The 26,693-nt window shown below is 61.9% G+C and carries 23 protein-coding genes; 14 read left to right on the top strand and 9 right to left on the bottom strand.

The annotated features are described in order from the left end of the window. Positions 1-95: 95 nt before the first annotated feature. On the top strand, positions 96-1,067 hold the full coding sequence (locus CH275_RS01500; protein ID WP_094674505.1) for a hypothetical protein: 972 nt from the start codon (positions 96-98) through the stop codon (positions 1,065-1,067). Here CH275_RS01500 and CH275_RS01495 read toward each other — a convergent pair. Beyond that, on the bottom strand, positions 1,001-1,927 hold the full coding sequence (locus CH275_RS01495) for a hypothetical protein (protein ID WP_143546667.1): 927 nt from the start codon (positions 1,925-1,927) through the stop codon (positions 1,001-1,003). The two genes, CH275_RS01500 and CH275_RS01495, sit on opposite strands and share 67 nt — an antisense overlap. Before the next feature lie 1,403 nt (positions 1,928-3,330). Between CH275_RS01495 and CH275_RS01480 the strand changes: the two genes are divergently transcribed. Both CH275_RS01480 and CH275_RS01475 read left to right on the top strand, forming a co-directional pair. Next, positions 3,331-4,113 carry a class II aldolase/adducin family protein gene (locus CH275_RS01480; RefSeq protein WP_094674497.1) on the top strand — a complete coding sequence of 261 codons (783 nt, stop codon included), beginning with the start codon at positions 3,331-3,333 and terminating at the stop codon, positions 4,111-4,113. 418 nt (positions 4,114-4,531) lie between these two features. Next, on the top strand, positions 4,532-6,457 hold the full coding sequence (locus CH275_RS01475) for a TerD family protein (protein WP_094674495.1): 1,926 nt from the start codon (positions 4,532-4,534) through the stop codon (positions 6,455-6,457). A 40-nt stretch (positions 6,458-6,497) separates the two neighbouring features. Here CH275_RS01475 and CH275_RS01470 read toward each other — a convergent pair whose 3' ends face one another. Further along, positions 6,498-7,292 (bottom strand): IclR family transcriptional regulator, encoded by a 795-nt coding sequence (locus CH275_RS01470; protein ID WP_094674493.1) that lies wholly within the window; start codon positions 7,290-7,292, stop codon positions 6,498-6,500. A gap of 151 nt (positions 7,293-7,443) precedes the next feature. On the opposite strand from CH275_RS01470, the gene CH275_RS01465 reads away from it, so the two are divergent. From CH275_RS01465 to CH275_RS01415, 11 genes are all read left to right on the top strand, one after another. After that, positions 7,444-7,992: a hypothetical protein gene (locus CH275_RS01465; protein ID WP_094674491.1), complete on the top strand. Its 549-nt coding sequence runs from the start codon at positions 7,444-7,446 to the stop codon at positions 7,990-7,992. Continuing rightward, a complete protein-coding gene (locus tag CH275_RS01460) occupies positions 7,985-9,550 on the top strand; it encodes an FGGY-family carbohydrate kinase (RefSeq protein WP_094674489.1) in 1,566 nt (521 codons plus the stop codon). Before CH275_RS01465 ends, CH275_RS01460 begins: the two co-directional genes overlap by 8 nt. Further along, entirely contained in the window at positions 9,547-10,464 is a 918-nt protein-coding gene (locus CH275_RS01455; protein ID WP_094674487.1) for a phosphotriesterase family protein, read from the top strand. The genes CH275_RS01460 and CH275_RS01455 overlap by 4 nt, the downstream gene beginning before the upstream one ends. 17 nt (positions 10,465-10,481) lie before the next feature. Beyond that, on the top strand, positions 10,482-11,168 hold the full coding sequence (locus CH275_RS01450; RefSeq protein ID WP_256990807.1) for an HAD family hydrolase: 687 nt from the start codon (positions 10,482-10,484) through the stop codon (positions 11,166-11,168). Positions 11,169-11,184: 16 nt separating this feature from the next. Beyond that, positions 11,185-12,600: an MFS transporter gene (locus CH275_RS01445; RefSeq protein WP_094674483.1), complete on the top strand. Its 1,416-nt coding sequence runs from the start codon at positions 11,185-11,187 to the stop codon at positions 12,598-12,600. Continuing rightward, positions 12,597-14,060, top strand: a complete 1,464-nt coding sequence (locus tag CH275_RS01440) for an MFS transporter (protein WP_094674481.1) — start codon at positions 12,597-12,599, stop codon at positions 14,058-14,060. Before CH275_RS01445 ends, CH275_RS01440 begins: the two co-directional genes overlap by 4 nt. Next, on the top strand, positions 14,057-14,854 hold the full coding sequence (locus CH275_RS01435) for an SDR family NAD(P)-dependent oxidoreductase (protein WP_094674479.1): 798 nt from the start codon (positions 14,057-14,059) through the stop codon (positions 14,852-14,854). The genes CH275_RS01440 and CH275_RS01435 overlap by 4 nt, the downstream gene beginning before the upstream one ends. Beyond that, positions 14,855-15,700, top strand: coding sequence for a transketolase (locus tag CH275_RS01430; protein WP_094674477.1), 846 nt, complete (start codon positions 14,855-14,857; stop codon positions 15,698-15,700). Beyond that, positions 15,693-16,682 (top strand): transketolase family protein, encoded by a 990-nt coding sequence (locus CH275_RS01425; protein ID WP_094674475.1) that lies wholly within the window; start codon positions 15,693-15,695, stop codon positions 16,680-16,682. The genes CH275_RS01430 and CH275_RS01425 overlap by 8 nt, the downstream gene beginning before the upstream one ends. Then, positions 16,679-17,773, top strand: a complete 1,095-nt coding sequence (locus CH275_RS01420) for an iron-containing alcohol dehydrogenase (protein WP_094674473.1) — start codon at positions 16,679-16,681, stop codon at positions 17,771-17,773. Before CH275_RS01425 ends, CH275_RS01420 begins: the two co-directional genes overlap by 4 nt. Before the next feature lie 73 nt (positions 17,774-17,846). Further along, entirely contained in the window at positions 17,847-18,311 is a 465-nt protein-coding gene (locus tag CH275_RS01415) for an SRPBCC family protein (protein ID WP_094674471.1), read from the top strand. 21 nt (positions 18,312-18,332) lie between these two features. Here CH275_RS01415 and CH275_RS01410 read toward each other — a convergent pair whose 3' ends face one another. The 7 genes from CH275_RS01410 to CH275_RS01380 form a co-directional block, all read right to left on the bottom strand. Then, the gene (locus CH275_RS01410; RefSeq protein ID WP_094674469.1) at positions 18,333-18,905 is read right to left on the bottom strand and encodes a hypothetical protein; all 573 of its coding nucleotides are present in this window, start codon (positions 18,903-18,905) and stop codon (positions 18,333-18,335) included. After that, entirely contained in the window at positions 18,905-20,752 is a 1,848-nt protein-coding gene (locus CH275_RS01405) for a DEAD/DEAH box helicase (RefSeq protein ID WP_179275910.1), read from the bottom strand. The genes CH275_RS01410 and CH275_RS01405 overlap by 1 nt, the downstream gene beginning before the upstream one ends. A gap of 155 nt (positions 20,753-20,907) precedes the next feature. Further along, complete coding sequence (locus CH275_RS01400) at positions 20,908-21,726, bottom strand: DNA-formamidopyrimidine glycosylase family protein (protein WP_094674465.1); 819 nt, start codon at positions 21,724-21,726, stop codon at positions 20,908-20,910. Positions 21,727-21,781: 55 nt separating this feature from the next. Continuing rightward, the gene (locus CH275_RS01395; RefSeq protein WP_094674463.1) at positions 21,782-22,363 is read right to left on the bottom strand and encodes a hypothetical protein; all 582 of its coding nucleotides are present in this window, start codon (positions 22,361-22,363) and stop codon (positions 21,782-21,784) included. 49 nt (positions 22,364-22,412) lie between these two features. After that, complete coding sequence (locus tag CH275_RS01390; RefSeq protein WP_094674461.1) at positions 22,413-22,853, bottom strand: carboxymuconolactone decarboxylase family protein; 441 nt, start codon at positions 22,851-22,853, stop codon at positions 22,413-22,415. A 206-nt stretch (positions 22,854-23,059) separates the two neighbouring features. Continuing rightward, positions 23,060-25,123 (bottom strand): AMP-binding protein, encoded by a 2,064-nt coding sequence (locus tag CH275_RS01385; protein WP_094674459.1) that lies wholly within the window; start codon positions 25,121-25,123, stop codon positions 23,060-23,062. Positions 25,124-25,361: 238 nt separating this feature from the next. Next, on the bottom strand, positions 25,362-26,693 hold the full coding sequence (locus tag CH275_RS01380; RefSeq protein ID WP_094674457.1) for a flavin monoamine oxidase family protein: 1,332 nt from the start codon (positions 26,691-26,693) through the stop codon (positions 25,362-25,364).

Below are 26,693 nucleotides of genomic sequence, written 5' to 3'. Positions count from 1 at the left end.
AGCGAAGTAGCCTAATGTTATACACAGTCGCATGCTGACGGTAAATGTCGGACACGCCGGGTACAGTTAGTCCCGCCGCTGACACTGGAGGATGGATGCCGAAGAGCAAGCCCCGTAAGAAGTCGAAGAAGAGCCTGGCCAAGACTAGGTATCCGTTCGTACCGGCAACCGAAGACAAATTCATCGTCATCGAGGACGACCCAATCACGTTCATTTACAAAGTAACTGGCACTATCGCAAACGAGGCCAAGGGTACGGTTATCGTCAAGAGTATCCCGATTGAAGACTCGATCCGCCCGGTCGAGCTGAAGTTTCCGCCAGCACTTCAGAAAGAGGGTAGCGAGCCGACTTGCTTCGAGTACCAATGGGAGCAGCTCACGTTCTTGTTTGGACTCGACGACCCGTCGAAGTTCATGAACTTGTTTGGCGTACTCACTGATGACGAGAAGCGACTGTTGATGCGTTTCGTGAGCACATGCCAAAACCTGGCGAGCTACAGCGTGATTAACAGTAAGAACAGTGTGAAGATGTCGTGGGGCGCTTCCGGGCCCAGCACCGTGCAGGTTGATCTGTCGAGTCACGAGGAGTTCAGCGGCTTCTCCGCGACCTTCCGGCAGCTCCACAACGACGGTGAGACGGCCAGCTGGCAAAAGGCTTTGAGTGTCATCAACAGAGCGGCGAACGCGGCGGGCCTTGATCCAGACGATCTGGCTGCGGTGAGGGCCACACTGAAGCAGTGGCGCAAAGCTCGTGCTCGTCTCAACGAGAAAGCCGCTCCAACAATGATCGCCGAGCGGCTGAATAAGAACCTCAAGCCCGAACATCCGTTGCCGCTCAAAGGTGTGGTGCCAGAGGACTTGATCCGCAAGTTCAACTACGGCGACACACTCCACTGGGGAGACCAGCGCGAGAAGCTAGCAGACCTGACCAACGGTGACCCGTTCAACGAGCGGTACCACAAGTACTGCTGCCAGCTGACTATGAGTTCCCTGAGCCACTACTACTTTGGGTTCGCCGTGTTGGTGGCGGCAGCACTAGGCGTACCGGAATTGGGGCAGGAAGAGTAAGGCTCCGCGTGGGGCGGCCTACTCTGTAGCGGCTTTCGAGGCTTCGTGCTCTTTATCATCACGTGAACCCCATACACGCCGTACACCAGAGCGAGCACCGTCCCAAACGCCAGCGCGTCGTCCTGGCGATCTTCGGGAAGGTTGCTGCCCGCGACCGTTATTACCGTCGCGAGTGAAAACAAGAGCAGCACGATCGCGGCCTGCTTGGCGATCCTCAACGATTTGAAGCGTGCGCCTAACTTTGCGAACGTCCCCTCACTGATGAGTCCGTGTTCGACCATGGACTGCTCGATCGACTCATAGGTCTCTTCGAGTTCGGGGTGCTCGTCGAGGAAGCCCTCGAACGCCTCTTCGTCGACGTCGTCCAGCGCTGAGAAGTCGAAGTCGTCGAAGATCTTGGTTCCCTGAAAACCGACGCGAAAGCTCTCCATCACAGGGGCCATCGTCTTCGCGTACGTCTCCGCAAAGCTGTTCACCTGTAGGTTCACCGCTTCGATACTCTTGATGGCGTTGGTGACACCGGGAGACATCAACAAGTTCTGCGCGAACTGCCTGGTGTCGACGCTCTTGTTGATTACGTCGGCCATCGCGTTGACGATCTCGGGGGAGATCACCGAGTCGACGGCGTATTGAGTTTGTGCCGAGTTGAACATCTCCTGCACGGCGGACGACGAGGCGAACTGCTCGGTCACCGAATTGACCTGGTCCATGGACGCGATGATGCGCCCGAGTCCTGGTGCAAGTACGTCTGTCTTGTATCGGCTGACCTCGACCAACGAGGCCATTGCAGGAGCCATCTGCTTGAACATCTCATCGCGATGACTGCCGAACGCGTTGGCGGTCTGCGCCAGGCTGGACATCGCACTGACCATGTGGGGGTCGAGATAGTGCTGGGGCATCTGAGCTGCAGCTGAGGCTGCGGTTTCGCGCATCTTTCGGATGCTCGCAGCGTCGTACTTGTCCGACGGACTCACTGTCGGCCCCCTTCGCTAGCCGTTGAGTGCCAGTCTACGGAGGAGGTACGACAGATGGTGGGCGCGGATCACTGTGTCGAGCGGGGGTTAGTCGTCCTCGTGACCGTTGTAGACGAACTGGAACTGCTGCCGTGGGTCGACGGTGCAGTCGCTTTTTGCGGCGGTGGATCGTCGTGGTGTGTTGTGGCGCTTGGTGGACACACCTGGAGTGATCGGTATTCGAGCGTGCCGCGAGCGTGTCACTATTCGGTGCAATCGGGGGTGGATCGACATGTACTGCCGTGCACGGAAATCGCTGGTCAGGGACGGTGCAGTATGTGCAGGTGGGTCCATCGAAGTATGGTCGATCTAGCTGGGGGTCAAGTGGTCGCAGGTTCAAATCCTGTCAGCCCGACACAGAGCAGTTGAGAGGCGGTTCCGGAGAAATCTGGAGCCGCCTTTTTGTCTGCGTGACGCGCGACTCACACAGGTCGGTCCTGGTGATTCCTCTGGAACTCGATGGGTGTGAGCTTTGCCGAGACGGAGAGAATTTCTAGCGCGAGAATCCTTTGCTGTCGGTGCCCTGTGCGACTCTGCACGGCATGGCGATCTGCATGGCGTGCGATCTGGAAATGCTCGATTCGGTGGGTTGCACTTGGCGGCCCAGTCGAATAGCGAACGGAAGGAGAAAGTGTCACGACTGTGGCACCCCGCCGGGAGCGCTTCACCACCCGGGGTGTGACGGCGAGCGGTGCCGGTGTGGACAGATGCTCTCATGCGGCAGCGGGTGCGCAGTGGATGAGTGTGAACGTGAAGACGGGCACGACTACGTCGACGGGAGCTGCAGGTGGTGCAACGAACCGTTCGGGCAGCTCCGCGTGGTGGACGGCCGATGACCCTGCGGCCTGCCGATTTTTGCGCCGGTGGTTCGACTCCGTCCCGGAGGTGGTGAGAAAACCCAGGTCGGTTGCGGCAAAACTGTTGCTGCACAAGCGGAACGCTGGTACTACGTCGTGACGGTATCTGGGTGATCTCATCGGTCGATTGCTGCGCGCTGACCGGACGTCGCCGTGGACACTGCGACCGAGAAGCTACGAGGCGGAGCGAATGCCACCACTCCGGCGACAGCAAGAGCCACATCGCAATGCATATGGGCTTTCGCGATCGAATGTGCGACTCACGGGTGTAGAACTGAACCATGACCGAGCAGCGATGTTTCGCTGCGAGGGTTGTCATGCGGACCGTCCGCTACGCGTCGACCATGCCCGTTGCAGTGCGCGGACACGACACCTGCGACTCGAAGGAACACCATGTCCGAACTGGCACAGACCCGCCCAGGAATCGACGTACCCGCTCCGCCGGTTTTCGAGTCGATCGACGACGAACGGCAGCACCGAAAGCAACGACTGGCGGCCGCCTTCCGGCTCTTCAGTCAGTGCGGCTTCGACGAAGGGGTGGCGGGGCATATCACCGCTCGGGACCCAGAGAAGACCGACCACTTCTGGGTCAATCCCTTCGGTATGCATTTCAGCATGATCAAATCGAGCGATCTGATCCTGGTCGATCACGAGGGCAACATCGTCGAAGGCAATCGTCCGGTGAACCGTGCCGCTTTCGTCATTCACTCCCAGGTGCACGCGGCTCGACCGGACGTGGTTGCTGCCGCTCACGCACATTCGTTGTACGGCAAGGCGCTGTCGAGTTTGCGGATGGGGCTGGCACCTCTGACTCAGGACGCCTGCGCGTTCTACGATGACCACGCCGTGTTCGACGACTACACCGGTGTTGTTGCCGAGTTGGAAGAGGGCAGAAGAATTGGTGCCGCACTCGGTCAGCGCAAGGCGATTGTGCTGTCGAACCACGGTCTGCTCACGGTAGGCCGGACCGTGGACTCCGCGGCATGGTGGTTCATCACCATGGAGCGATCCAGTCAGGCTCAGCTCATCGCCATGGCCGCGGGTGAACCGAAACCGTTGGATGACGTGACGGCAAAGCTGACGTACAACCAGGTGGGTCTCGAGTACGCGGGGTGGTTCCAGTTTCAGCCGATGTACGACCGAATCGTCGCGCAGCATCCGGAGTTGCTGGACTGAGCGACATCAGCGACGTTGTCGCCGTCCGAGTAGCTGAAATCCCGCTCAGCGGAGCGGCTTCCCCGCATCTGAAGATGGTTCGACTTCGACGGGCGATTTTCTGTTCACACCTTGTCATCGGGTGCCGAAGGCACTGCCGAACATTGCCTGCAGTCCATGTGTAAATCGCAAGGAACGTCAGAGCCGATCCGGCAAGCGGCCATTCGGTTGCTCGCTCCCACTGCTGATAGTTCATGAGCGGGGACTGTACTGCGGTATTCCGGGGACTGGCCTGACCCATTTCCATGCTCGGCCCAGATTGAGCCGGGCGATCGGTAGGTCGAATGAATGAATTGTCGAGTGAGGACGACTTTCGCCGAAGGGGTTTTGCATAGGCCGCTCGGTTGAAGTCCGTTTTGTCCGACAGGAGCGTGTCAGCGTGAGTTCACCCATTCTCGTCAAGGGCCAGAACATTTTTCTATCGGACGACGTGACCGAGTTGGATGTCATCGTGTCCTGGGTCGACCCGGAGCTAGATCTCGATGCGTCTGCGCTGCTGGTGAATTCGAGCGGGCACGTTCGGTCCGATGCAGACTTCGTCTTCTACAACCAGCCGGAGTCTGCGGACGCGACCGTACGCTACCGCGGGAGCAGTAGCACCGATGAAGGCAAACAGGATGACTTCGGGAAACTGTCGATGCAGGTGCGGGATCAAACCGGTTCGGTGCTCGGGGAGTTCCTCACCGCCGATGCGTCGTCGGAACGTGCGTTGGTGTTCGGAGAGGTGTACCGGCGGAACGGAGCGTGGAAACTACGCGCGGTCGGACAGGGCTGGGAATCTGGATTGGGTGGTTTGGCGCAGGATTTCGGCGTCGACGTCGACGACAGCCAGCACGAAGCGTCGGCAAACGACGTGGTCGTGGTCGAGGTCGCTGACTCGCACGTGCAGGCCGTCGACAGAACCGGTGAGATCGTCGACGTCTCGGTTGTCGATGTCGAACCGCCGAAACGCGGCGTTCGCACCAAGAAGCCGATTGCCAAGAAGGTCACGCCGCCTCAGTTCACCCTGGCCGGGGGAGAAGGGTGGCAGGCAGCTCGCCTGTTCTCCGTTTCCGGTGTCGGATCCGGTGAGGAGCAAGAGAAGAGAGCCACCTCGGCACTGATCGCGACGATGCAGGCGGTTCGTCCGTTCGCTCGCGCAATCTGCGCACATGCCGGAGCTCCATCCGGTCCCTTCGAGGGATATCTCGAAGTGCAGTTCGCCAAGGGTGAGGGCAAGGTCATTCCCGACGGAGTGTTCCGTGTAGCTCGCGCGGGCCAAGTATGGACCGCGTTGCTGGAAGTGAAGACCGGCACCGGCAAGCTGCAGAAGGAGCAGCTCGAGAATTACCTCGACGTCGCAAAACGACACAGGTACGAGACCGTTCTGAGTTTGTCCAACGACATACCGGCCTCTGCCGGTGAGCTCCCGGTCCAGGTGAACAAGACCAAGCTGAACAAGGTATCGCTGCGGCATATCTCGTGGTCCGAGGTCATTCACGAGGCTCGAATGTTATTGTCACACGGCGACCTTGCGGCTTCGCTGCAGGTATGGATTCTGAGCGAGTTCGTCCGGTATCTGACCCACCCGAAGTCCGGTGCGACGGAGTTCGTCGACATGGGTCGCCACTGGGTGGCAGTTCGTGACTCCGTCACCGCCGGAACCCTTCGTTCGAGTGATGTCAAAGCCTTGTCGGTGGCGAATACATGGGCGTCGCTGTCCAGGCACCTGGCATTGAGGATGACTGCCGACCTCGGCGTTCCGGTGAAGCACCACCTCCCGAGGAAGTTCAGCGGAGATCCTCAGGCGCGCAACGAGTACATCGTCGAGCAGCTCGTTGCTTCCGGCTGCCTTGCGGCCACGTTGCGCATCCCTGATGCCGCGGGAGATGTCACCGTCGACGCGGATATGCGCACCAACAAGATTCAGTGCAGTACCGCTATAGACGCGCCGACCGACGGGACTGCTCTTCGACGAGCGTCGTGGCTACTCAAGCAATTGAAGAACGCACCCGCCGACATCCTGGTCGAAGCCGTGTTCGCAGACCCAGGCGAAGTGTCGTGCGAGAACTTGGCGACCGTACGAGCGGATACGAAATCGTTGACCGCAGGCCGGACCAGTGAACTGCAGTACTTCACGTTGACGTCACCGACCAAGATGGGCAGCAAGCGCTCCGGATCGGCGGCGAGTTTCATCGGCAGCGTGACCGACGGTCTCGACGCCTTCTATCGGGATGTGGTGCAGCCTTTGAAGCCATGGGTCCCTTCGTCGCCGGAATCGGTCTCTATCGAGAATCCAGGCGACTCGGCTCTGACCTCGCAATGAGTTCGGTCCAGGACTGCAGATGGAGATGTTCGGAGCTAGTTCACGGCTTTCCCCGGAATCCGAGTCGGAGCGAAATACGCTGCGCGCCTTCGATCAATGCGGCCGCCAGCTCGTCCTGACGCGGTTGGGTGAAGTTGGCGAGAAAGCCGCCGAAGCTCAACGCCGCTACGGGCCGCCCTGCGCGGTCGAAGATGCATGCACCGAGGGCTGCGACGCCGGGAGTGACGTCCTCGATGCTGATGGCATACCCACGAGCACGCGTCTCGGCCAACACCTGACGGAGATGTTCTTCGGAGACCGGCTTTCCCGACGGCGTGGCAAGCGGTCCGGTTGCAAGTACGCGTGAGAGGAATGTGTCCTCGAGTTCGGCCAGCAAGGCCAACGGCGCACCGCCGATGAACAACGGTAGCGATCGCCCGACCGACAGTGACATGACACGTACCGGACGGCTGCTCTCGATCAGATCGAGACACACGGCTCGGGCACCGTCCGGCACCACGAGGTAGACGTTCTCGTCGTACCGTGCGGCCAGATCGGACATGACGTGACTGGCCTCGGTCCGAAGGTCGAAGCTGCCGAGCACGCTCGATGCCAACTCGAACACGCGCAAGGTCATCTTGTAGCCACCGGATGCAGTTCGTTCGATCCAGCCGGTGAGCTCGAGAGTGTCGAGGATGCGATACGTCGTGGTGCGGGTGTACCCGCACCGTTCGACGAGTTCCTGAATGGACAGCTCGGGCGATTCACGATCGAACGATTCCAAGATCCTGGTCGCCTTGACCACCGATGCGATGTGGTTTTTCGGGTCGATCTCGAGTTCTGTCGGTACAGGCATGAATTCCCCCCCAGTGTGACCGTTGACACTTCGATGACCTTGTGAGACCGTACTTTCGGATTCCGGACAGAGTATCCGGAATCCGGACAGTCTGCAAGTATTTCGGTGATGGGACCGCCCAACCGGTGGTCGACGCTCATTGAGGAGCCTGATGACGGCCGCTGCAAGTCGCCCCGTCGACGTCGACGGATCAGATGACCCCCGCCCGGAGGTGGAGGTGACCGATGTTTGGCACATTCACCTCGGTGCCGGTACCCGATTCGATCGAGTCGTTCGCGGGTCGATCCGATCGTCCACGAGCGGATCGGGACTGAAGGAGTTCGATTCCTTCGTTCGGCGTTTCGCTCCGTCGTCATACGACGGCGCACGGATACGCGCCGTGATAGCAACCCACTTGGCAGGTGCCTCGCCGATCGCATACCGGGCCGCAGCGACTCCCAATGCGGGAATACTCGTCGGTGCGTCGTACAGGACCACCATCGACGAAGTTCTCGGTGCAGTGTGGGAAGGGTGCCTATCGGCAGTCGTCGTCGACGCCGCCCGTGCGGGCGTCACCGATCCGGTGCATCTGGTGTGCGAGCATCCCACTGCCGATTCGGCCGCTCTCGTCCTCACGCACGGTGTCGCTGCGAGGACGGGATTCGCCACCTCGATGCGCACAGCTATCGATGGCCTTCATCAGGTGGTGTCCGATGTCTGAATCTGCGCCGCCGACTGTGCTCGTCGGCGTCGACAAGGGGACCAGCTCGATCAAGGCCATCGCGGTGGATGCATTCACGGGAATGCTGCTGGCGGAATCCGGGTGTCCTACGCCGTCTGTCCGCACCGGTAGCGACCGTCACGAGGAAGACTGCGACAAGACCTGGGAAACCACTGCCCGAACCATTGCCGATGTCGTGAACCGACTGCCCGCCGATACGCGTTTTCTGGCAGTAGGAGTGACCGGGCATATGGGCGGTCTCTGGGCGCTCGATGATGCTGGGACCCCGGTCGGAAACGCCATTTGTTGGCCGGACGCGCGAGCGGCCGAGGTCCTGAACGATGTGGTCGACCGGGACCTGGATGGAAAGTTGTACTCGATCGGCGGAAACGCGATGATCCCCGGTATGCCTTACCCGCTGCTCGCATGGTTGAAAATGCATGAGCCGCAGCGGTACTCGCGCATCTCGACCGTGTTCATGGCCAAGGACTACGTGAACTATCGACTCACCGGTGTGATCGCCACCGAGGAGTCCGATCTGTCCTTCTGGCCGTGTGACCTGACAGCGCGGTCGACATCCGGTCACATATTCGAGGCGTTCGGTATCCCAGAGGCCGAGGAATTCGTTCCCTCCGTACTGTCCAGCACCTCCGTCATCGGCCATGTCACGCCCGAAGCGTCCGCGATGACCGGACTTCCGGTGGGGACTGCTGTCGGTGCCGGTTGTGGCGACGCGACGGCGAACATGATCGGCATCGGCGCCCAGGGGGACGGCCAAGCCACCACGACGCTTGGCACCAGCTTGATGAACGGCACGTCGAGCGCGCAACCGCTGTTCGATCCTCCCGGAGTGGGCTTCAGCTTCTTGATGCCTGAAGGTCGCTGGCAGCGCCAGATCACCAATTCCGGAGGTGGAACACTCTGCCTGGATTGGGTCGTAGAGACCTTCTGTAGCGATGTTGCGGCCGAGATCAAGTGTGGTGAGAGAACACTCGGAACTACCGTTGCGGACGCTGTCGGACGCACAAAGCCAGGGAACGACGGGTTGATCTTCCACCCCTATCTCAACACGGCCGGAGCGACGGCACCGTTCGTCAACGTGCAGGCGCGGGGGAGCTTCGTCGGATTGGGCATGGACACGACGGTGGACAACATGATTCGTGGGGTACTGGAAGGAACGGCTCTCTCCATCCGTCACTGCTACGAGGCGATGCCGACCGACATCACCGAAATTCGACTCACCGGAGGCGGAGCGCGCAGCGCCGCCTGGTGTCAGATCATCTCCGACGTCTTGCAGAAGCAGATGTTCGTGCCCGATGTCTCCGAGTCGGGTGCACTCGGAGCCGCAATGCTGGGCGGGGTAGCCGTCGAACACTATCGCGACATTGCCCATGCCACAGCGACACTGGTACGGGACGGTGCCGTGTACAGCCCCGACCCGGACACCGCTGCCACCTACGAAGACATGTTTCGTGCCTATCGAGCACTGCTCGGGCCGCTCGAGCCCGTCTGGGCCGCGCAATTCACTTTCGCCCATTCACAACAGGAGACTTCATGATCGTCAGAACCGTTCTGGGAGATATCGATCCGGCGGATCTCGGACAGACCCTGTGTCACGAGCACCTGTTCACCAACCCACCGGCGTGGGCCACCAACGAGGACTCGGACATGGTGTTGCACAACGTGGACAACGCGGTGAGCGAACTCGACGACTTCATGGCGGTGGGCGGCGGTGCATTGATCGAGATGACCACGGCGGACTACGGGCGAAACGCAGAGAAGCTGCTGGCCGCCGCGAGCCGCAGCGATGTTCATGTGGTGTCCGCGTCGGGTTACCAGAAGGGTATCTACTACCCGGATTCCGTCGAGACCGAGAGTGTCGACGAGTTGGCGCAGAGGTTCGTCGAGGACGTCACCGTCGGGATCGACGGAACCACCGCACGTGCCGGTGTCATCAAGTACGGGACCTGCCGGACCGACCATATTCGGGACGACGAGAAGAAGGTCCAAAAAGCAACGGCGCAAGCCCATCTCGCAACCGGTGCGCCGATCTCCACGCACTGTCAGGCAGGAACGCTCGGCACTGTGCAGGTGGCAGGTTTCGAGGGTCACGGCGTCGATCCGAACCGAGTGTTGATCGGGCACGTCGACCGGAATCTCGACTACGACTACATCCGTGCGCTCGCCGGGACCGGGGTATGGCTGGGCTTCGATCACTGGACCAAGCCGAAGTACCCATCGGACGACATTCGAATCTCGTTCGTGGAGAGACTGTTCGACGAGGGATTCACCAAGATCATGGTGTCCGGTGACCTCGGTCGTCCCAGCTATCAGCCGAGCTATGGCGGAACTCCTGGCTTTGCAGGGTTGGCCACGCAGGTGCAGGGGCGGATGGACGACAAACTGATCCACCAACTGTTCGTCGTGAACCCCGCGCAATTCTTCGCTTACGAGCCGGTCGATGTACGATGACGAGCTCGAAATCGATTGTGAGCAAAGGGGTTCTGTTCGACTTCGACGGCACGCTGGTCGACTCGGGTGCTGCGATAGTCGCTGCTTACCGCAGCACGTTCGAGGAGCAGTTGGGGGTGTCGCTGCCCGCCGAGTTGGAGGACCCGCACGTTCTGATGGCCCCGCGTCCGATGGAGGTGTTCGCGACGTGGTCGGATGGTGATCCGGAGGAGCTCGTTGCTGCATACGGCGGTCACTACATCGGTGGGGCGTACAGGCACGTGCGTCCGTACGAAGGAACTCTCGATTTGTTTTCCGAATTGACCACCAGCGGAACGAAATTCGGTATCGTAACCAACAAGTCGCGGCAACGATTGTTACTCGATCTCGAGTGGGTGGGAATCGACCCGGCTTTGCTCAGCTGCATCGTCACTGCCGATGATTCGATCCAACGCAAGCCGGATCCGACCCCGATCCACCTCGGGGTGGAGAGGTCGGGCATCGACCCGACCGGTTCTTGGTACGTCGGTGACGGCCCGCAGGACATTCTCGCCGGGAGAGCCGCCGGCCTGCGCACTGCCGGCGCGAACTACGGCTACTACGGGGCCAACAGGCTTTCCGAATACGCGCCTGATCTCTCGCTGGAGGCTCCTCTCGAAGCCCTTGGCATCCTCGCAATACCTCACCCCCCAACATCTAGTCGGACACAACCGATGAGGTTGTGACAGAACGGAATCCGATATGCGATCTCTGACGATCAATTCGGTTCGGGACATCAACGATCTGATCGACCTCGAGGACATTCGAACCCGCCGCCACAAACTACTGCTCGTTCTGGGGCTCGGCGGAATTGCATTCGAGGCCTTCTATCTCGCGGTCCTCAGCGCCGGTACCAGCCCCATGACCGAACAGCTGGGCCTCAGCGCCAACGAAGTGGGCCTGGTCAGCTCCTACGGGTACATCGCTACACTTATTGCCGCATTGACCTGCGGTTTCCTGGCCGACCGCCTCGGTCGCGTCAAGCTCATGGTTCTGGCCAAGATCGTCGCGGTCGTGGCCTTGATCATCATGGCGACCGCACCGAACTTCTGGATCCTCGTTCTGGGTCGCTGCCTGGCAGGTGCCGCGTACGGTATCGACCTCGGCGTTGCCATGGCGTACCTGGCGGAGTTCCTACCCAAGCTGCGTCGGCACCTGCTCAACTTCTGGCAGGCGCAGTGGTACATCTCCAGTTCGTTCGCTCTGCTCGTCGTACTCGGCCTGTACAACCTCGACCTCGGTCTGGACATCTGGCGCTGGGCGCTCGGTGCAGCGGCTGTGTTCGCGGTCATCGTCACCGTCGGACAGATGCTGTTCATGCCCGAGAGTCCGCGGTGGCTCGCAGAGAAGAACGATCTGGCTCGGTTGAAGAAGTCTCTCGAGCAGGTCTACGAGATCGAACCGATCTTCCCCGCCTCGGGGATACTGGCCGTCGATGCGGACCGTCCGGACACGGCCAAGTGGTCCGACCTGTTCAACTCGACCTATCGCCGTCGCACCATCCTGGCCAACGGCGTCACCGCCATGCAGGCCCTGCAGTATTACGCCGTCGCCTACTACCTTCCGGTGATAGCTCTGACGCTGTTCGGAAAAGGTTTCGGTGAGGCCATATTCGGCTCAGTGGTGTTCAATCTGTTCGGCATCGTGGGTGGTGTGGCGTCCATCTGGGTCGCTCGCAAGCTCGGAGCGCACGGTGCCGCGATGTACGGGTTCTTGGCCGTCGCCGCCATGATCCTGATCCTCGGTGTCTTCTTCGACTCGCTCCCGACGGCACTGATGTTCCTGGTGCCTGCCCTATTCATCTTCTTCCACTCCGCCGGCCCCGGTGTTTCGGGTCTGACGATGGCGGCGATGGCGTACCCCAGCGATCTTCGAGGGCGCGGCGGCCAGATCGCGACGGTGTCACAGAGTTTGGGTGGGATCGTCGGCCTCTACGCCTTCCCGAACATGGTCGAGGCGTACGGACTGTCGACCACCATCACGATCTTCGCCGTCGTTCCTCTCATCGGCGTCGGTGTGTGCAAGGCAATAATGTGGGAGCCGTTCGACGAGGGTGACGCTGTGGCCCTCGAAGCCGAGGCCAAGATCGGCAAGCCACTCGAAGGTCAGTCCGCATGAGCGCGCAGTCGACCGTCAGGTCCTACGAGAAACTGACCGTCAGCTCGCCGGAGGACGTCGAGCGCATCATCGACGAAGGTAGCGTCAAGGGCCGGATGCACTGGATCATCCTGGGTCTCGCTCTGGCGGGGTTGGGCTTCGAGGCCTTCTACACCGGGGCGCTCAGTGGTGGCATGAGTGCTATCACCGAGCAGCTGGGTCTTGGCGGCAACGACGTCGGCACGCTGAGCGCAATCGGTTACAGCGCAAGTGTTCTCGCAGCGCTGACGTGTGCCAAGTTGGGTGACCGCATCGGGCGCGTTCGATTCCTGGTCATTGCGAAGGCACTCGCCGTCGTCGGTGCGCTGACGATGATGTCGGCTCAGTCGTACGGCATGTTGCTCAGTGGCAGGCTCATCGGCGGAATCGCGTACGGTATCGACCTCGGTATCGCTCTCGCGTACCTGGCCGAGCTCCTACCGAAGAACAAGCGAAGTTGGCTGAGCTTCTCGCAAGCCCAGTGGTATACGTCGACCAGCTTGGCCTTGCTCGTGACGCTCGCAGCCTACGAACTCGGCGCGGGCCTCGACGTCTGGCGATGGAGTCTCGGTGTCGCCGGTGCTATCGCGTTCGTACTTCTTCTCGCCCGCATCTGGTTCATGCCGGAGAGTCCGAAATGGCTTGCGGCGCGAGGTGATCTCCCCGGCGCGGCACGGTCACTGACTCGGATCCTCGGCCGTGAGGTGACCGTCGATCGGTCGCGGATGGCCGAAGTCGTTCCGGCTCCGGCGATCAAGGTGAAGTGGTCGGCGTTGTGGGACAAGGAATATCGACAGCGCACCGTCCTGGCGAATATCGTGGGATTCACCGAGGCGTTGCAGTACTTCGCCATCGGTTTCTACCTGCCCATCATCTCGATGGATCTGTTCGGCTCGGGGTTCGCGATGGCAATCACGGGGTCGATCGTGTTCAATCTGTTCGGCATCGTCGGTGGAGTTCTCGCGGTGTACTTCGCTCGCCGCTTCGGCGTTCGGATCAGTTCGGCGTGGGGATTCGCCGGTGTGGCACTGGCGATCTTCGTCCTCGCGACGTGGTCCGACATGCCGATCCTGGCCGGCTTCCTGGTTCCGTCCTTCTTCATCTTCTGTCACGCAGCCGCTCCGGGCACCGCCGGGCTGACCATGGGACCGCTGGCGTACCGAAGTGAACTGCGCGCTCGCGGCTCGCAGTTGGTCACTATCTCACGCAGCGCAGCCGGTGTCGTCGGACTGTTCTGCTTCCCGGTGATGCGCGAAGCCTTCGGTACACCGACAACGCTGCTGATCCTGATGGCTGCACCGTTGGTCGGACTTCTCGCGTGCGTGATCATCAAATGGGAGCCGTTGAGCGACAAGTCGGACCGCGAACTCCACGACATCGGCGTTCGGCAGGCCCACGATCGATCGCTTCTGATCGACACCGAAGATGGAGCCACTGGATGACACGCGTAGCCCTGATCACCGGGGGAGCGCAAGGGCTGGGTCTGGCGACCGCACATCGATTGGGAGAGGACGGCTTCCACGTGGTCGTCGCCGACATCGTCGACGACCGCGCACAGGCAGCCGTCGATCGGTTGACCGCGGACGGGATCGGAGCAACCGCCGCAGCTGTCGATGTCACGGACGACGCCTCGGTGGAGGCCTGCTTCGACGTAGTCGACTCCGTGGCAGGAGGCCTCGACGTCTTGGTCAACAATGCCGGCATCATCTCGCGTTCGAGCGCCGAGGACATCGAATCGGACCGTTGGGAACGCGAGCTGTCGGTCCACCTGGGCGGCGCGATGAGATGCAGTAGAGCGGCGTACCCGCGATTGCTTTCGTCGTCGGCACCGGCGATCGTCAACCTGGCGTCTGTCGGATCGACATTCGGCTTGCCACACCGATTGGCCTACACGACGGCGAAGGCGGGAGTGGTCGGAATGACCCGCACCCTGGCCGCCGAGTGGGGCAAGAAAGGCATCAGGGTCAATGCCGTCGCGCCCGGTTACATGGACACCGGAATGATGCAGTCCGGAATCGCGGGAGGCACCCTCGACCGTGACCGGCTCCTGATGCGAACGCCGTTGATGCGCTTCGGATATCCGGAAGAAGTCGCGTCGGCCATTTCGTTCCTGGTCTCCGAGGACGCGTCGTTCGTCACCGGAGTCCTACTCAAGGTCGACGGCGGCATCACCATCGACGGGACCTTCCATGCCGACGACAGCTACAAGACACAGGACAAGAGCGAGGTTCACTGAATGACTGTCATCAACACCAGCCCCGATCGCGCTACCACGTCGGACGAGTTGCGCGACAAGAGCTTTGCTCTGCGCCGACGCATGATGAACATGGCCGCGGACAAGGGCGAGGGGTACATCGCTCAAGGCCTCGGTATCGCCGACGTCCTAGCCGTCGTCTATTTCCGTCAGCTGCGTTTCGATCCGACCGATCCTGAATGGATCGACCGAGACCGATTCGTACTGTCCACGGGTCACTACTCCGTGGCGTTGTACGCCGTGCTGGCCGAACTCGCCATTCTCTCGGACGGGGAGATCGCAACCTATGGCCTCAACGGTAGCGACCTACCGATGAGCACCTTCGACGAGACACCAGGCGTCGAGATCACCGGTGGATCTCTCGGTCACGGACTCGGCCAAGGCGTCGGGATGGCACTGGGCCTCCGGTTGGACGAGCGCGAATCGAAGGTGATCGTGGAGTTGTCCGACGGTGAACTCCAAGAAGGATCCACGTGGGAAGCGGCCATGTCCGCCGCCAGCTTCGGGTGTAGCAACCTCACCGCGGTGGTCGATTGCAACGGTATCCAGGCAGACGGTCCCATGGTGCTGGACATGGAACCGATCGCCGACAAATGGTCGTCCTTCGGTTGGGCCGTAGCCGAGGTGAACGGCAACGATGTCGACGCATTGTGTGCCGCCTTCGATCAGCTGGACCACGTGACGGACAAACCCAAAGTGATCATCGCTCGCACCACACCCGGTCACGGAGTGCCGACGCTCGTCGCTCGCGAACGAGCCCATTTCGTGCGCGTCGAACCGGGTGAATGGGCCTCGCTCATCGAAGAATTGGAGAACAATCGTGTCTGATCTACTGAACCGAGCCGGCGGTATGGGCGAGATCGCCGACGTCCAAGGGCCGTACGAAACAGCGCCGTTCGGCAACGAATTGGTCGAACTGGCCAAGACCGATTCGTCGATCGTCGGCCTCAGCGCGGACATGTCCAAGTACTCCGACATCGTGCCGTTCATGAACGCCTACCCGGAGCGATACTTCAACGCTGGAGTCGCCGAACAGAGTGCCGTCATGATGGCAGCCGGATTGGCAAAGGTGGGCAAGACTGCATTCTGCGCCACCTACGCCGCATTCCTGTCACGACGAGCGCTGGACTTCATCGCGATCGCCTGCGCGCACAGCAAGGCGAACGTCAAGATCATCGCCGGCTCGCCAGGGCTGGTCAATCCGTACGGCGCCACCCATCAGTCGTTGGAGGATCTCGTGGTGATGCGCAGCGTTCCGGATCTGACGGTCATCGACCCGTGCGATGCCGTCGAACTCAGGCACGCGGTGCGTGCTGCGGCGGCGACACCGGGAACGTTCTACATCCGCAACCTGCGCGGCAAGGTACCCGTCGTGTTCGACGAGAACGACTTCGAATTCGTCGTCGGCACGGCACGGCTGGTCCGTGAAGGGAGCGATGTCGCTGTCATCAGCACGGGATTCATGACCGAACGCGCGATGAAGGCGGCGGATACCGCTCGCGATCTGGGTGTCTCGGCCGCGGTCCTGCATGTACCGACCATCAAGCCACTGGACGAGCAGGCGATCATCGACGTCGCGTCGTCGGTCGGGCGCGTCGTCGTCGTGGAGAACGGCTTGCGCTCAGGCGGATTGGGCACAGCGGTCACGGAGCTTGTGCACGATCACGGGATCGCGGTTCCGGTCACCAGAATCGGACTGCACGACCGCTTCCATCCCTGCGGATCTCAGTCGTACAACGAAACGATGTTCGGCCTGGACCAGGGTGCTGTCACCGATGCCGTGGTGACGGGAAATTGGGCGTTTCGATGACGGCCGACTATCGCCGGTTCGGGGCACCCCGTCAGTACATCCAGGGGCCGGGGGTGATCAAGCGCCTCGCCGAATTCACCGTCCCTCATGGCCGTCGTCCACTGCTCGTGGTGGACGAGTTCGTCCTGGACAAGCTGGGATCGGTTCTGACGGACTCGTTCGAGGCGGCTGGAGTCGACTTCGCGGTCCTGCCGTGCTCGGGTGATGTGACTCGCACGAACATTGCCGAGCATGTCTCCTCGGTCAGCGATCGGTGTCGCGACGTCGTCGTCGGCGTCGGCGGCGGAAAGGCACTCGACCTTGCCAAGGGTGTGGCCATCGATCTCGATGCCGCGATGATCACCTGCCCGACCATCGCATCCAACGACGGCCCCACAGCACGAGTCCTGGCCATCTACAACGACGACCACGTGTTGTGCGAGGTCGGCCATCTGGACTTCAACCCGAGCTGTGTAGTCGTCGACACCGAATTGATCTCGCAGGCGCCGGTCGAGTTCTTGATCTCCGGTATCGGCGATGCGCTGGCCAAGAAGTTCGAAGCCGCGGGATGCAGTCTCGGCACGGGAACGACGATGCAGGGGACCCGTCCGCTCGACATCGGCGGCATCGTCGCAAACGGATGTTTCGATGTCTTGACTCGGCATTCGGTCGAGGCTGTGAAGGCAGTCGAGAACGGTGAACTGAACTCGGCCGTCGAAGCCGTCGTGGAGGCCGTCGTGCTGATGTCCGGGATCGGGTACGAGAACGGCGGACTCTCGATTGCACACTGCATGACCCGGGGACTGATGGCCGGACGCGGGACACGATCGGCGCTGCACGGCTACCACGTCGCCTACGGCTTGATCGTTCAGCTCGTGCTCGAATCTCATCGGGCGGAGACCGTGGTCGAGATTGCGGATATTCTTCGTGCGCTGCGGCTTCCGAGGTCACTGTCGGATATGGGAATGCACGATGCCACGGCCGAGGAGATTCGCGCACTCGCTGTTGCAGCGCTCGCCGCACCTCATGTTCACAACACAGCAGCCATTGTTACCGAGAAAACTCTGATCGATGCCATCGATCAGGTCGAGTCGATGAACCTCGGTGAATGAGCAGCAGTGACCTTCGATCGAAGAATCTGTCCGATCGCGATTGAAGATGACGAATTCTGGGCAAGCGGAAAGCATGACAGACAATGCCAAGGTCACAGTCGAACGCACCATCGAAGCACCCGTCGACGCAGTATTCGACGTCCTGTCCAATCCCGAGCGGCATCAGGCGCTCGACGGATCGGGCTTCGTGCGCAGCGTGGACCACGCCGACCGGATTCAGAAGGTCGGCGAGAAGTTCACGATGAACATGCAGGGTGACCACATGGGCGGGGAGTACCAGACAGACAACCACGTGTCCGGCTACATCAAGGACAAGCTGGTCGCATGGAAGACGGCACCCGCCGGCAACGAGCCCCCCGGCTGGGAGTGGCTGTGGGAGCTGGAATCTCAGGGCCCCAACGAGACGCTGGTGCGCCACACTTACGACTGGTCCAAGGTCACGGACAAGAAGTTGCTGCAGCAGATCAAGTTCCCGCTGGTGACCGAAGATCAGCTGAACGACACGCTCGCTCGACTGGCAGTCGAAGCGACGTCCTGAGTTCAGGCCGCAGGTCTCAGGTCAACCGAAGAACGCTGAGCCGTCGAGACTTCCGATCGGCATCCAGCGTCGGAGAACGTCCCTCGATGTAGTCGCGGCCGACAGATCGATTCCGCGGACGGCCAACGCCGATGTCGGCATCTGGTCGACAATCAGACTGATGGCGTAGGTAGCGGCCGTCACGTGGAGGCAAGGGTCGATTCTGCCGGAGCAAGTGCACGACGCTTCGGTGCTGTCCGGGACCGGCGACAGCTTGCTCGCCACGAGTTCGGCGTGGACTTCGTCGGGGAGGTCACCGCTGGTTGCACCGCCGCGCGTGTGGCGGGCGAGGATGCGCAGCACCGACTTCCGTTCGGCCGCCGAATATCGGGGGAGTGCAAGCACGGCCGTCTCGCTCCTCTTACCCGCGGACACGACGCAGCGAAACTCGCCGATGTTGTTGTGGTCCAGGGACACTGCATCGTTGCGCACCAGGCTTCGTGCCCGCGGGAGCATCGGGTTCGGCCGGATGACAGTGATGGGTTCGACTCGACGGACCCAGTCTTTGCCCCACGGCGTCGAGCCGAAAGCCGCAGGCTGCGGTGTTGTGGCCATCAGCGCGCCACCGCCCGCAACGACAGCGTTTCTCGCAATGTCGAGTCGTCGAGCGCCGCCAGAGCCAACTCGTTGTTGCTCTCGGTCAGACCAGCGATCGCCTTCTTGCGGGTGTGGAGTGATGCTATGTGTTCCTCCAGTGTTCCTTCCGTCGTCAGTGCCATGACCGTCACCCGAGACTTCTGTCCGATTCGGTGAACCCGGTCGGTAGCTTGCGCTTCGACCGCGGGGTTCCACCATCGGTCGTAGTGGATCACCGTGCTGGCGCGGGTGAGATTGAGGCCGTACCCCGCCGCCCTCAGGCTGAGAACCATGACAGGGGATCGGTCGCTGTTCTGGAATTCGTCGATCATCTTGTCGCGCTTGTCCACGTCGAGCCCGCCGTGAAAGAACGGAATCGGGGCACCGGTGAGGCTTTCGAGATGCTCCGCCAAGATCTCGCCGGTCCGACGGTACTGAGTGAACACGAGCGCAGCCTGCGAGGATTCGGCAAGTTCTTCGATGATTTCGGTGAGCCTGTCGAGTTTGCCGGAGCGATCGGCCAATCGGGACAAGTCGCCGTTGACGAGCCCCGGATGGTTGCAGATCAGTTTGAGCGAGGTCAGTAGCGCCAACACCGCAGTCCCTCGTGCGCGCTTCGATCCGAAGCCGGTATCGAATGCTTCCTCGACGGCCGAGTTGTACAGTGACGCTTGCTCGTTCGAGATCGGACAGAGAACGTCGATGTGGTGCTTCGGCGGCAGATCCGTCGCAACCTCGGCCTTGGTCCGGCGGAGGACGACCGGCGCGATCGCGCTCGACAATTGTGCGAGTGCGGCCGCCGAACCTCCCTGCTCGATGGGTGCCGAGAATCGTCGGGTGAACCGAGCCCGGGTTCCGAGCAGTCCGGGATTGGTGAGATCGATCAGTGCCCAGAGTTCGTCCATGCGGTTTTCGACGGGAGTGCCGGTCAGGGCTATCCGCGTGGTGGACTTCAGCCGACGCGCTGCGCGAGCAATCTTGGTCCGCGAGTTCTTCATCACGTGCGCCTCATCGAAGAACACAGTGCTCCAGGATATTTCGCTCAATCGATCTGTGTCGGTGCGCAGGGTGGGGTATCCGGTGACTGTCACCGAACCCGCGTCGGCGCATTGCTCGAGGCTGCGGGACGGTCCGCGGTACACGTTGACGACCAATTCCCCGTCGGAGAAGTTCTCGATCTCACGGCGCCAGTTGCTGATCAGCGACGTCGGGCAGACGACCAGATAGCTGCCCTCGCCTCGCCGCGCTCCGACGATCATGTGCGAAATGGCCTGGAGCGTCTTGCCCAGCCCCATCTCGTCGGCGAGGATTCCGCCGCCGCCGGTCTCTTGAACCGTCGGCACCCAGGACGCACCGTGCAGTTGATAGGGCCTCGGAGTGAAGGTCGACGCACTCTCGGTCAGATCGTCTTGCATGCGCAGGCTGGCGCGGAGCGCGTCAGCGGCACCATGTGCAGTCAGCACGCTGGAGCCGCCGGCATTGGGAACTGCATGTGCGGCAGGCGGGAGTGCGTCGACGAGCGCTGGAGGAACCAGACGCAGGTCAGGATTGTCCTCGATGTGGTCCAAGATCGACAACCATCCCCGTGCCGAAGGATCTCCCGTGGAGCCGGCGGCGGATAGGAGCTCGCTACCGTTCGCGGCTACGAGTTGCGCTTCCACGGTGCACACGGCAACGGTTCCATTCGCGCCGGGAAGCGCGAGCTCGATGGGAGTGACCCGTCCTCGAAGCGACGCCTGCGGAGTGCTGTGCCAGACGGCGAAACAATGACGGTGCGGCAAATAGGTGACGTGCGGGGCTGGGTCTGTGTAGGCGGTCGAACGCATGCACCCTCCGGCGAAATTCGCTGCCTCGGCAGGGTCCGAAGCTGCCAACACCGTACGCCGTCCGGTGGCATTGTGCCGCATCCGGAATCAGCTTGACTTTTCCGAAAAATACTGTCCTACAGGGTCATCGGGAATGATCTACGTGATGGACCGGATCAGGATTGCTCGCGAGAACACCACCACGTCGTGCGGCCGCCCACCGTTCCGCGAGCCATCGGCGCACCACATCGAGGGCACGCCGCGTCCGCTTTTCGGAACGGAATGATCTCCCCGGTGTGCACACCACCCTTCTTCATCGCTGATCTGATCGCGCGGCGCAGAACCACACGCAGTTCGTCGAGTTCCTCCGTCGTGAGCGACTTGGCGCGCCTGGACGGGGATTGCTCGCTCTGCCAGAGCACCTCGTCCGCTAAAAGATTGCCGACTCCCGCTATTGCCGCTTGGTCGAGCAGTCGTGCTTTGAGAGGCGCACCGCTGGAACCGATTCGGTCACGGAAGTCGTCACGTGTGATCTCCGCGGCATCCGGTCCGAGAGCGCCGATGTCGGGTTCGAGTCGAACCCGGCCGAGACGGCGCTTGTCGAAGAGTCGAAGCTGCCCACCGTCGTCGAAGGTCATCGAGAAGCGCGTCCACTCGGGTTTGTCGGTCGGGCGCTCACCGACGTGGGGATCGCCTCCTCCGTACCGCGACGTCCGCTCACCGTCGGGAGCGGTGACGATGACACGCCCGCCCATACCCAGGTGGATGCCCAGGGCCGGGCCACTCGCGCCGTCGGCCGTGACGGTCTCGCACCACATCGCCTTGCCCTGTCGACGCGCCTCGGTGAGTTTCCCGCCCGTCAATGCACGGGCAATATCGCCTGGCACGTGCGGTCGGCATTCGAACGAGTCGGTGTCATCGATGTCGACGATGACGCGATCGAGGGCTTTTTCGACGACCTGTCGGGCGTTTTCCACTTCGGGTAGTTCAGGCATGGATCCGGGGTACCCAATTCGTAAGCAGTATGCGCAGCCGGCCGATCCGAGTGGGTCAGTCCCAGTAGGGCGGCTCGATGTCGGGGTGGTCGGTGACGGTATCGATGGCCGCTTCGGCCAGAACGCGGTCGACGGCCTCGGCGCTGCCTGCGACCGTGGCGAAGTGAGGGTCGACGTCATTGGTGACGCACCACGCACGATCGGCAGGCCAGATGAACGCGGGATCTGGTGAGTCGCCATACGGCCAGAGAAGTGGATCGTCGCTGCTCCAACTTTCGTAGTCCGCGAGTGAACCTCGAAAAAGAAAGTAGTCACGATTCGGGACCTCGAACTTCGGCGGTGAGGCGATGTCGATCGAACTCCACCCGTCCCACAGAGCGAAGTAGCACTCGTCCGGCGTGGTCGTGTAGCGAGACAGGACGTCGAGTGCCACGCCGACCTGCGCCAGTTCGCTGATCTTCTGCTCGAATTCGACGTCGCCGGTAGATTGTCCCGGAAAGTCGGGATCGGGTATGAACAACACCCGCGCGTACTTCTCGAACCCGATCGGACCCCGACCCGCCAAGTGGTACCAGGGAAGACTCTGATCGAGCAGCCACTGACCGGCCGACGCGTCTTCACACAATTCGAAGCTCACGTCGTTGTTGTGACGGATCGAGATATATCTCGAGCGACAAGATGTGCCGTCATCGGTTGTCCGACTTGTCCGCCGTATCGAGCGGTCCCAATTCCGTGTCGAGCACTTTCTGCACGACGCGCATCGCCGCCAGTGCGGCCGGCGCTCCGCAGTAGCCCGCTGTGTGAATGACGCTCTCGGTGATTTCCGTTCGGGTGAGGCCGTTGCGAAGTGCTCCGCGCACGTGACCTGCAAGTTCCTCGTGCGCTCGCAGCGCGATGAGGATTCCGAGATTGAGGAGACTGCGGCTGCGGTGATCGAGTCCGGGACGCGTCCACACACCACCCCATACGGTGTCGGTGACGAAATCCTGAAGTGCGGCGGAGTCGGTGTCCTCGGCAGCGGCGAATGCCCGTTCGACGAATTCTTCACCCATCACGTCCTGTCGAACGGCCAGTCCATCCCGGAAGCGCGGGCCCCTGTCCTCTGTGGTGAACTCGTCGTCGATCATGGTGCTGCCTTTCGTCTGCCGTGGTGTCGTCAGATCATGTCAGGCGTCGATCGATGAGGTCTCGATTCGGTCGAACCCCCTGTCCGGGCACCGCCGACATTGCCGAACCGGTCGAATCTGTGGCCCTGTACGCCCTCGATGCCGATGCAGCCGAGTGCCTGCGGGATCCCTTGGGTCGGGCTGTCGAGTGATAGACGAAACCCGGTTCACATTCCGGCGGCGGCCGGGGGTTCGATCAGCATTCTCTTGATGACCTTGCCGGTCGCCGTGCGGGGGAGTTCGTCGAGGAAGGTGATGTCCCGGGGAACGCAGAAGCGGCTCAGCCGGTTTCGAATGTAGGCGCGCACCATGTCCGCATCGAGACCAGCGGCACCGCGGCCGACGACGAACGCAGCAAGACGTTGTCCGTACTCGCTGTCGGGCACACCGACAACGGCGACCTCGCCGACCTGAGGGAGATTGGCGATTGCATCCTCGACCGGTCCAGGAAATACGTTCTCGCCACCGGAAATGATCATCTCGTCGTCCCTGCCGCACACGAACAACCGCCCGTTGCAGTCGATGTACCCGAGATCTCCGGTGTCCATCAACGCGGCTCCACGTGCCGACGCGGTGGGCGGAGGTTCGGCGTTGGTGTAGCCGTCGAACAGCATGTCGTTACCGACGAAAATGCGGCCGAGAGTTCCCACCGGCACGGGGGTGCCCTCGGCATCGAGCACCGCGATGGTCGTGCCGAGCGGCGGACGTCCTGCGGTGCCAGGTGACGCGCGCAGGTCGTCGGGGGTGGCGATCGTGGCCCACGAGACCTCGGTGGAACCGTAGAAGTTGTAGAGAATGTCGCCGAACACGTTCATGAAGCGGCTGACCGTCGACCCGGTCAGGGCGGAACCGCTGCAGGCGACGACGCGCAGACTGGAGGTGTCGTAACGGGATCGCACCGCCTCGGGCAGATCGAGGATTCGCTGCAGCATGATAGGTACCGCGATCAACGAGGTGCATCGATTCTCTTCGATCGCGCGCAGGCAGTCTTCTGCATCGAATCGATCCTGGAGCACCACGGTGGCTCGCAAGGAAGTGCTGATCTGCAAGGCTGCGAGCCCCCAGCTGTGAAACATGGGTGCTGCTATGAGCATCCGCTCGTTCGTCTTGAGAGGCATCCGAGACAACATCGCCGCGATGGTGCCGAAGCCCCTCGGGGTGGGACGGAGTGCGCCCTTCGGCGACCCGCTGGTCCCTGAGGTCAACACGACGACCGACCCGGGGCGATCCGGCCGTACGAATGTGGCAGACGGGGGTGCTACGAAGTGCTCGAGGGTGCGTCGACGCGGAATGGCGGTATGAGACGAGAGACTGACTCGGGTGACGTCGTCCGGCAGGTATCGAACCATCGAGTCGAATTCGTCGTCGACGAACAGCATTCGGAGCTGGTGGCGAGCGGCAATCGTCTCGATCTGACGCGCCGCGAGGCCGGTGTTGAGAAGCACGACCTCGACTCCGAGCATGCCGCATGCGACAGTGCATTCGATCATGGCCGAGTGGTTACGGGCCAGAATTCCGACCGTGCTCCCGGGACGAATCCCTGATGCATCGAGACCTGCTGCGATGCGGTGTGACCGGTGGTGGATCTCCGCGAACGTACGGGTTCCTCGGTCGTCGACAACGGCAATCTCGTCCGGCGACTTCGCCGTAGCGGCCGCGAATCCGCCTCCCAAGGTGAAGCCCCACTTCGCCAGCGAGTTCAACTGCCGGTACGCGCGGTCGGGACGTGCGGCACGGACGACGCCTGTTCCCACCATCGTCTTCAGGATCGCCAATTGCAGCGACCGGGAGTCGCCGCTGTTCGCGACAACGGAGTCAGCCGTGCCGGAAAGAGAATTCCCCAGTCTGCGAAGACCGCCCATGACCCAGTCGACGACCGCGCGGTTGTGTTCGGGCTGGGGTGCATAGGCTCCGCCGAGACCCGCCCTGAACACGGTCACATCGATCTTCGTCTCGCCGGCCGAGCGTCTGGAGAGGGTGAATCTGATGAAGCCACCGGATTCGGTGTGCTCGATGGTGATGATCGGTTGATTACGCCGGTTCACGACGAGCTCGATGTTGTGCTCGACACCGCCGACGCCGCATCGATACCCGGTGGCGGTGTCACGCAGCGTGCAGTATTCGAGACCGGGGAAATAGCGTGGGAACAACTCGACCGCGCTCAAGACCTCGCACACCTGCTCCATGTCGTGTGCGAACACGACCTTGCAGTCGATGACGTCCGAAACCATGCCCAACCCCCGTACCCGCCGAGACAGACGGAAACGCCGCCTCGGCACCGACCAGGGGATGGCGGCGCACCTGTGGAACGGGTCATCTGCCTGGATGAAATCGCCATGATATTGCCCACGCTTGTTTCTCGGGCGGGATCGGCCGAACTTTTTGGCGACGTCGGGCGGAAATTCCGAGCTCGACTCCGCGCGGATCGTGGACGAACCGTGTCACCGGCTTCGTGTTTTATGACCGAGGTCAACGGTCGAGGGGACTCCAGATCTCGTGGAATGGAACCGGACGCTGCAGAATGCGTTCTGCCGCACGGTGTCCGGACTTCATTGCAGCGGTGACCGTTGCCGGATCGTCGGTCCACGTGGCCTCACCCGCAAGGTGCAGTACGCCTCCGATCGGCGTGGCGAGATCGTCGTGATCGCGGCAGTGGGAGCCAACCGTCATGTACGAATACGAACCGTACGAGAACGGATCGTCTTGCCATCGAGTGACGTGGACGCCGTCCGGTGCAACGACGCGGTCGCCGTACACGCCACGCAGCGACTCCAGGACCGACTCCGCGATGCGTTCGTCCGACCAGTGTCGGGTCTCCTGCGCGCACGGGCCTGCCGCGAACGTCAGCAGTGTGGGACGCCCGTCGAGGGTCACGTCGTACCACGAGTGCCACCATCGCCCGGCCTCACCCTGCTGGCGTATCGCGTAGACGTTCTCGTCCCAGAACTTGATCGGAAACCGGAGGAACACCTTCTCGAAGGCATTCATCGAGAGTCGGTCCAGCGCACCCGAAACAGGCTCCGGCAACGAAGGTTCGACGGTGAAATCCGATGATTTCAGCACTCCGATCGGCACCGTCACCACGGCGCGATCGGCCGAGAACGAGCCCGCCGCGGTGGTCACGACGACTCCGTCGTCGCCCCAATGGACCCGGGTGACCACATGCCCCAGTCGAACGTCCAGTCCCTCGGTGAGACGGAGGGCGAGCTCGTCGTAACCGTCGGGAAAGACGACTTCGTCTCCGTCGATCGCGTCATCGTCCAATCCGTGTGCGTCGAGATCTTCCTGCCCTACCCCCAACTGTTCCTCCGCCCGGTGGCCGAGGAATTCTCGTACTCGGTCCAGGCGGTCGCTGTCCCAGTCCAATCGACCCAGAGTCGCGTCGACCGCATCGCCGAAGGACGTCCGTGGAGACGAGTCGGCAATGGTCCTGGCGAATCCTTCGTCGAAGTCGTGAACGTCGGCGGAGAACCGTGCGGCGGCGGCGTCGCTCAATCGGGCCCCGGTCGGGGAGTAGTACGCAATGGGTCGGCCGTCGGGTTGGTAACTGCCCACCGTGAACTCGGCTGTGCGGATACCGAAGGCGTGGACCGCGTCGGCGAGAGGATTGTTGTCGATCCCATGGATCCAGGACGCACCGACGTCGAGGGTGCTGCCACCGGCGCGCACAGTCCAGACGCGGCCGCCGACTCGGTCGCGAGCTTCGAGAACCACGACTCGCCGACCCGCGTCATGCAGAATTCTGGCAGTGGTGGCACCGGAGATCCCTGCTCCCACCACGATTGTGTCGAAATGGGTCAT

The organism is Rhodococcus sp. 06-235-1A, from assembly GCF_002258785.1.
Taxonomy (GTDB): domain Bacteria; phylum Actinomycetota; class Actinomycetes; order Mycobacteriales; family Mycobacteriaceae; genus Rhodococcoides.
This window is presented reverse-complemented; position numbering and strand designations above follow the sequence as displayed.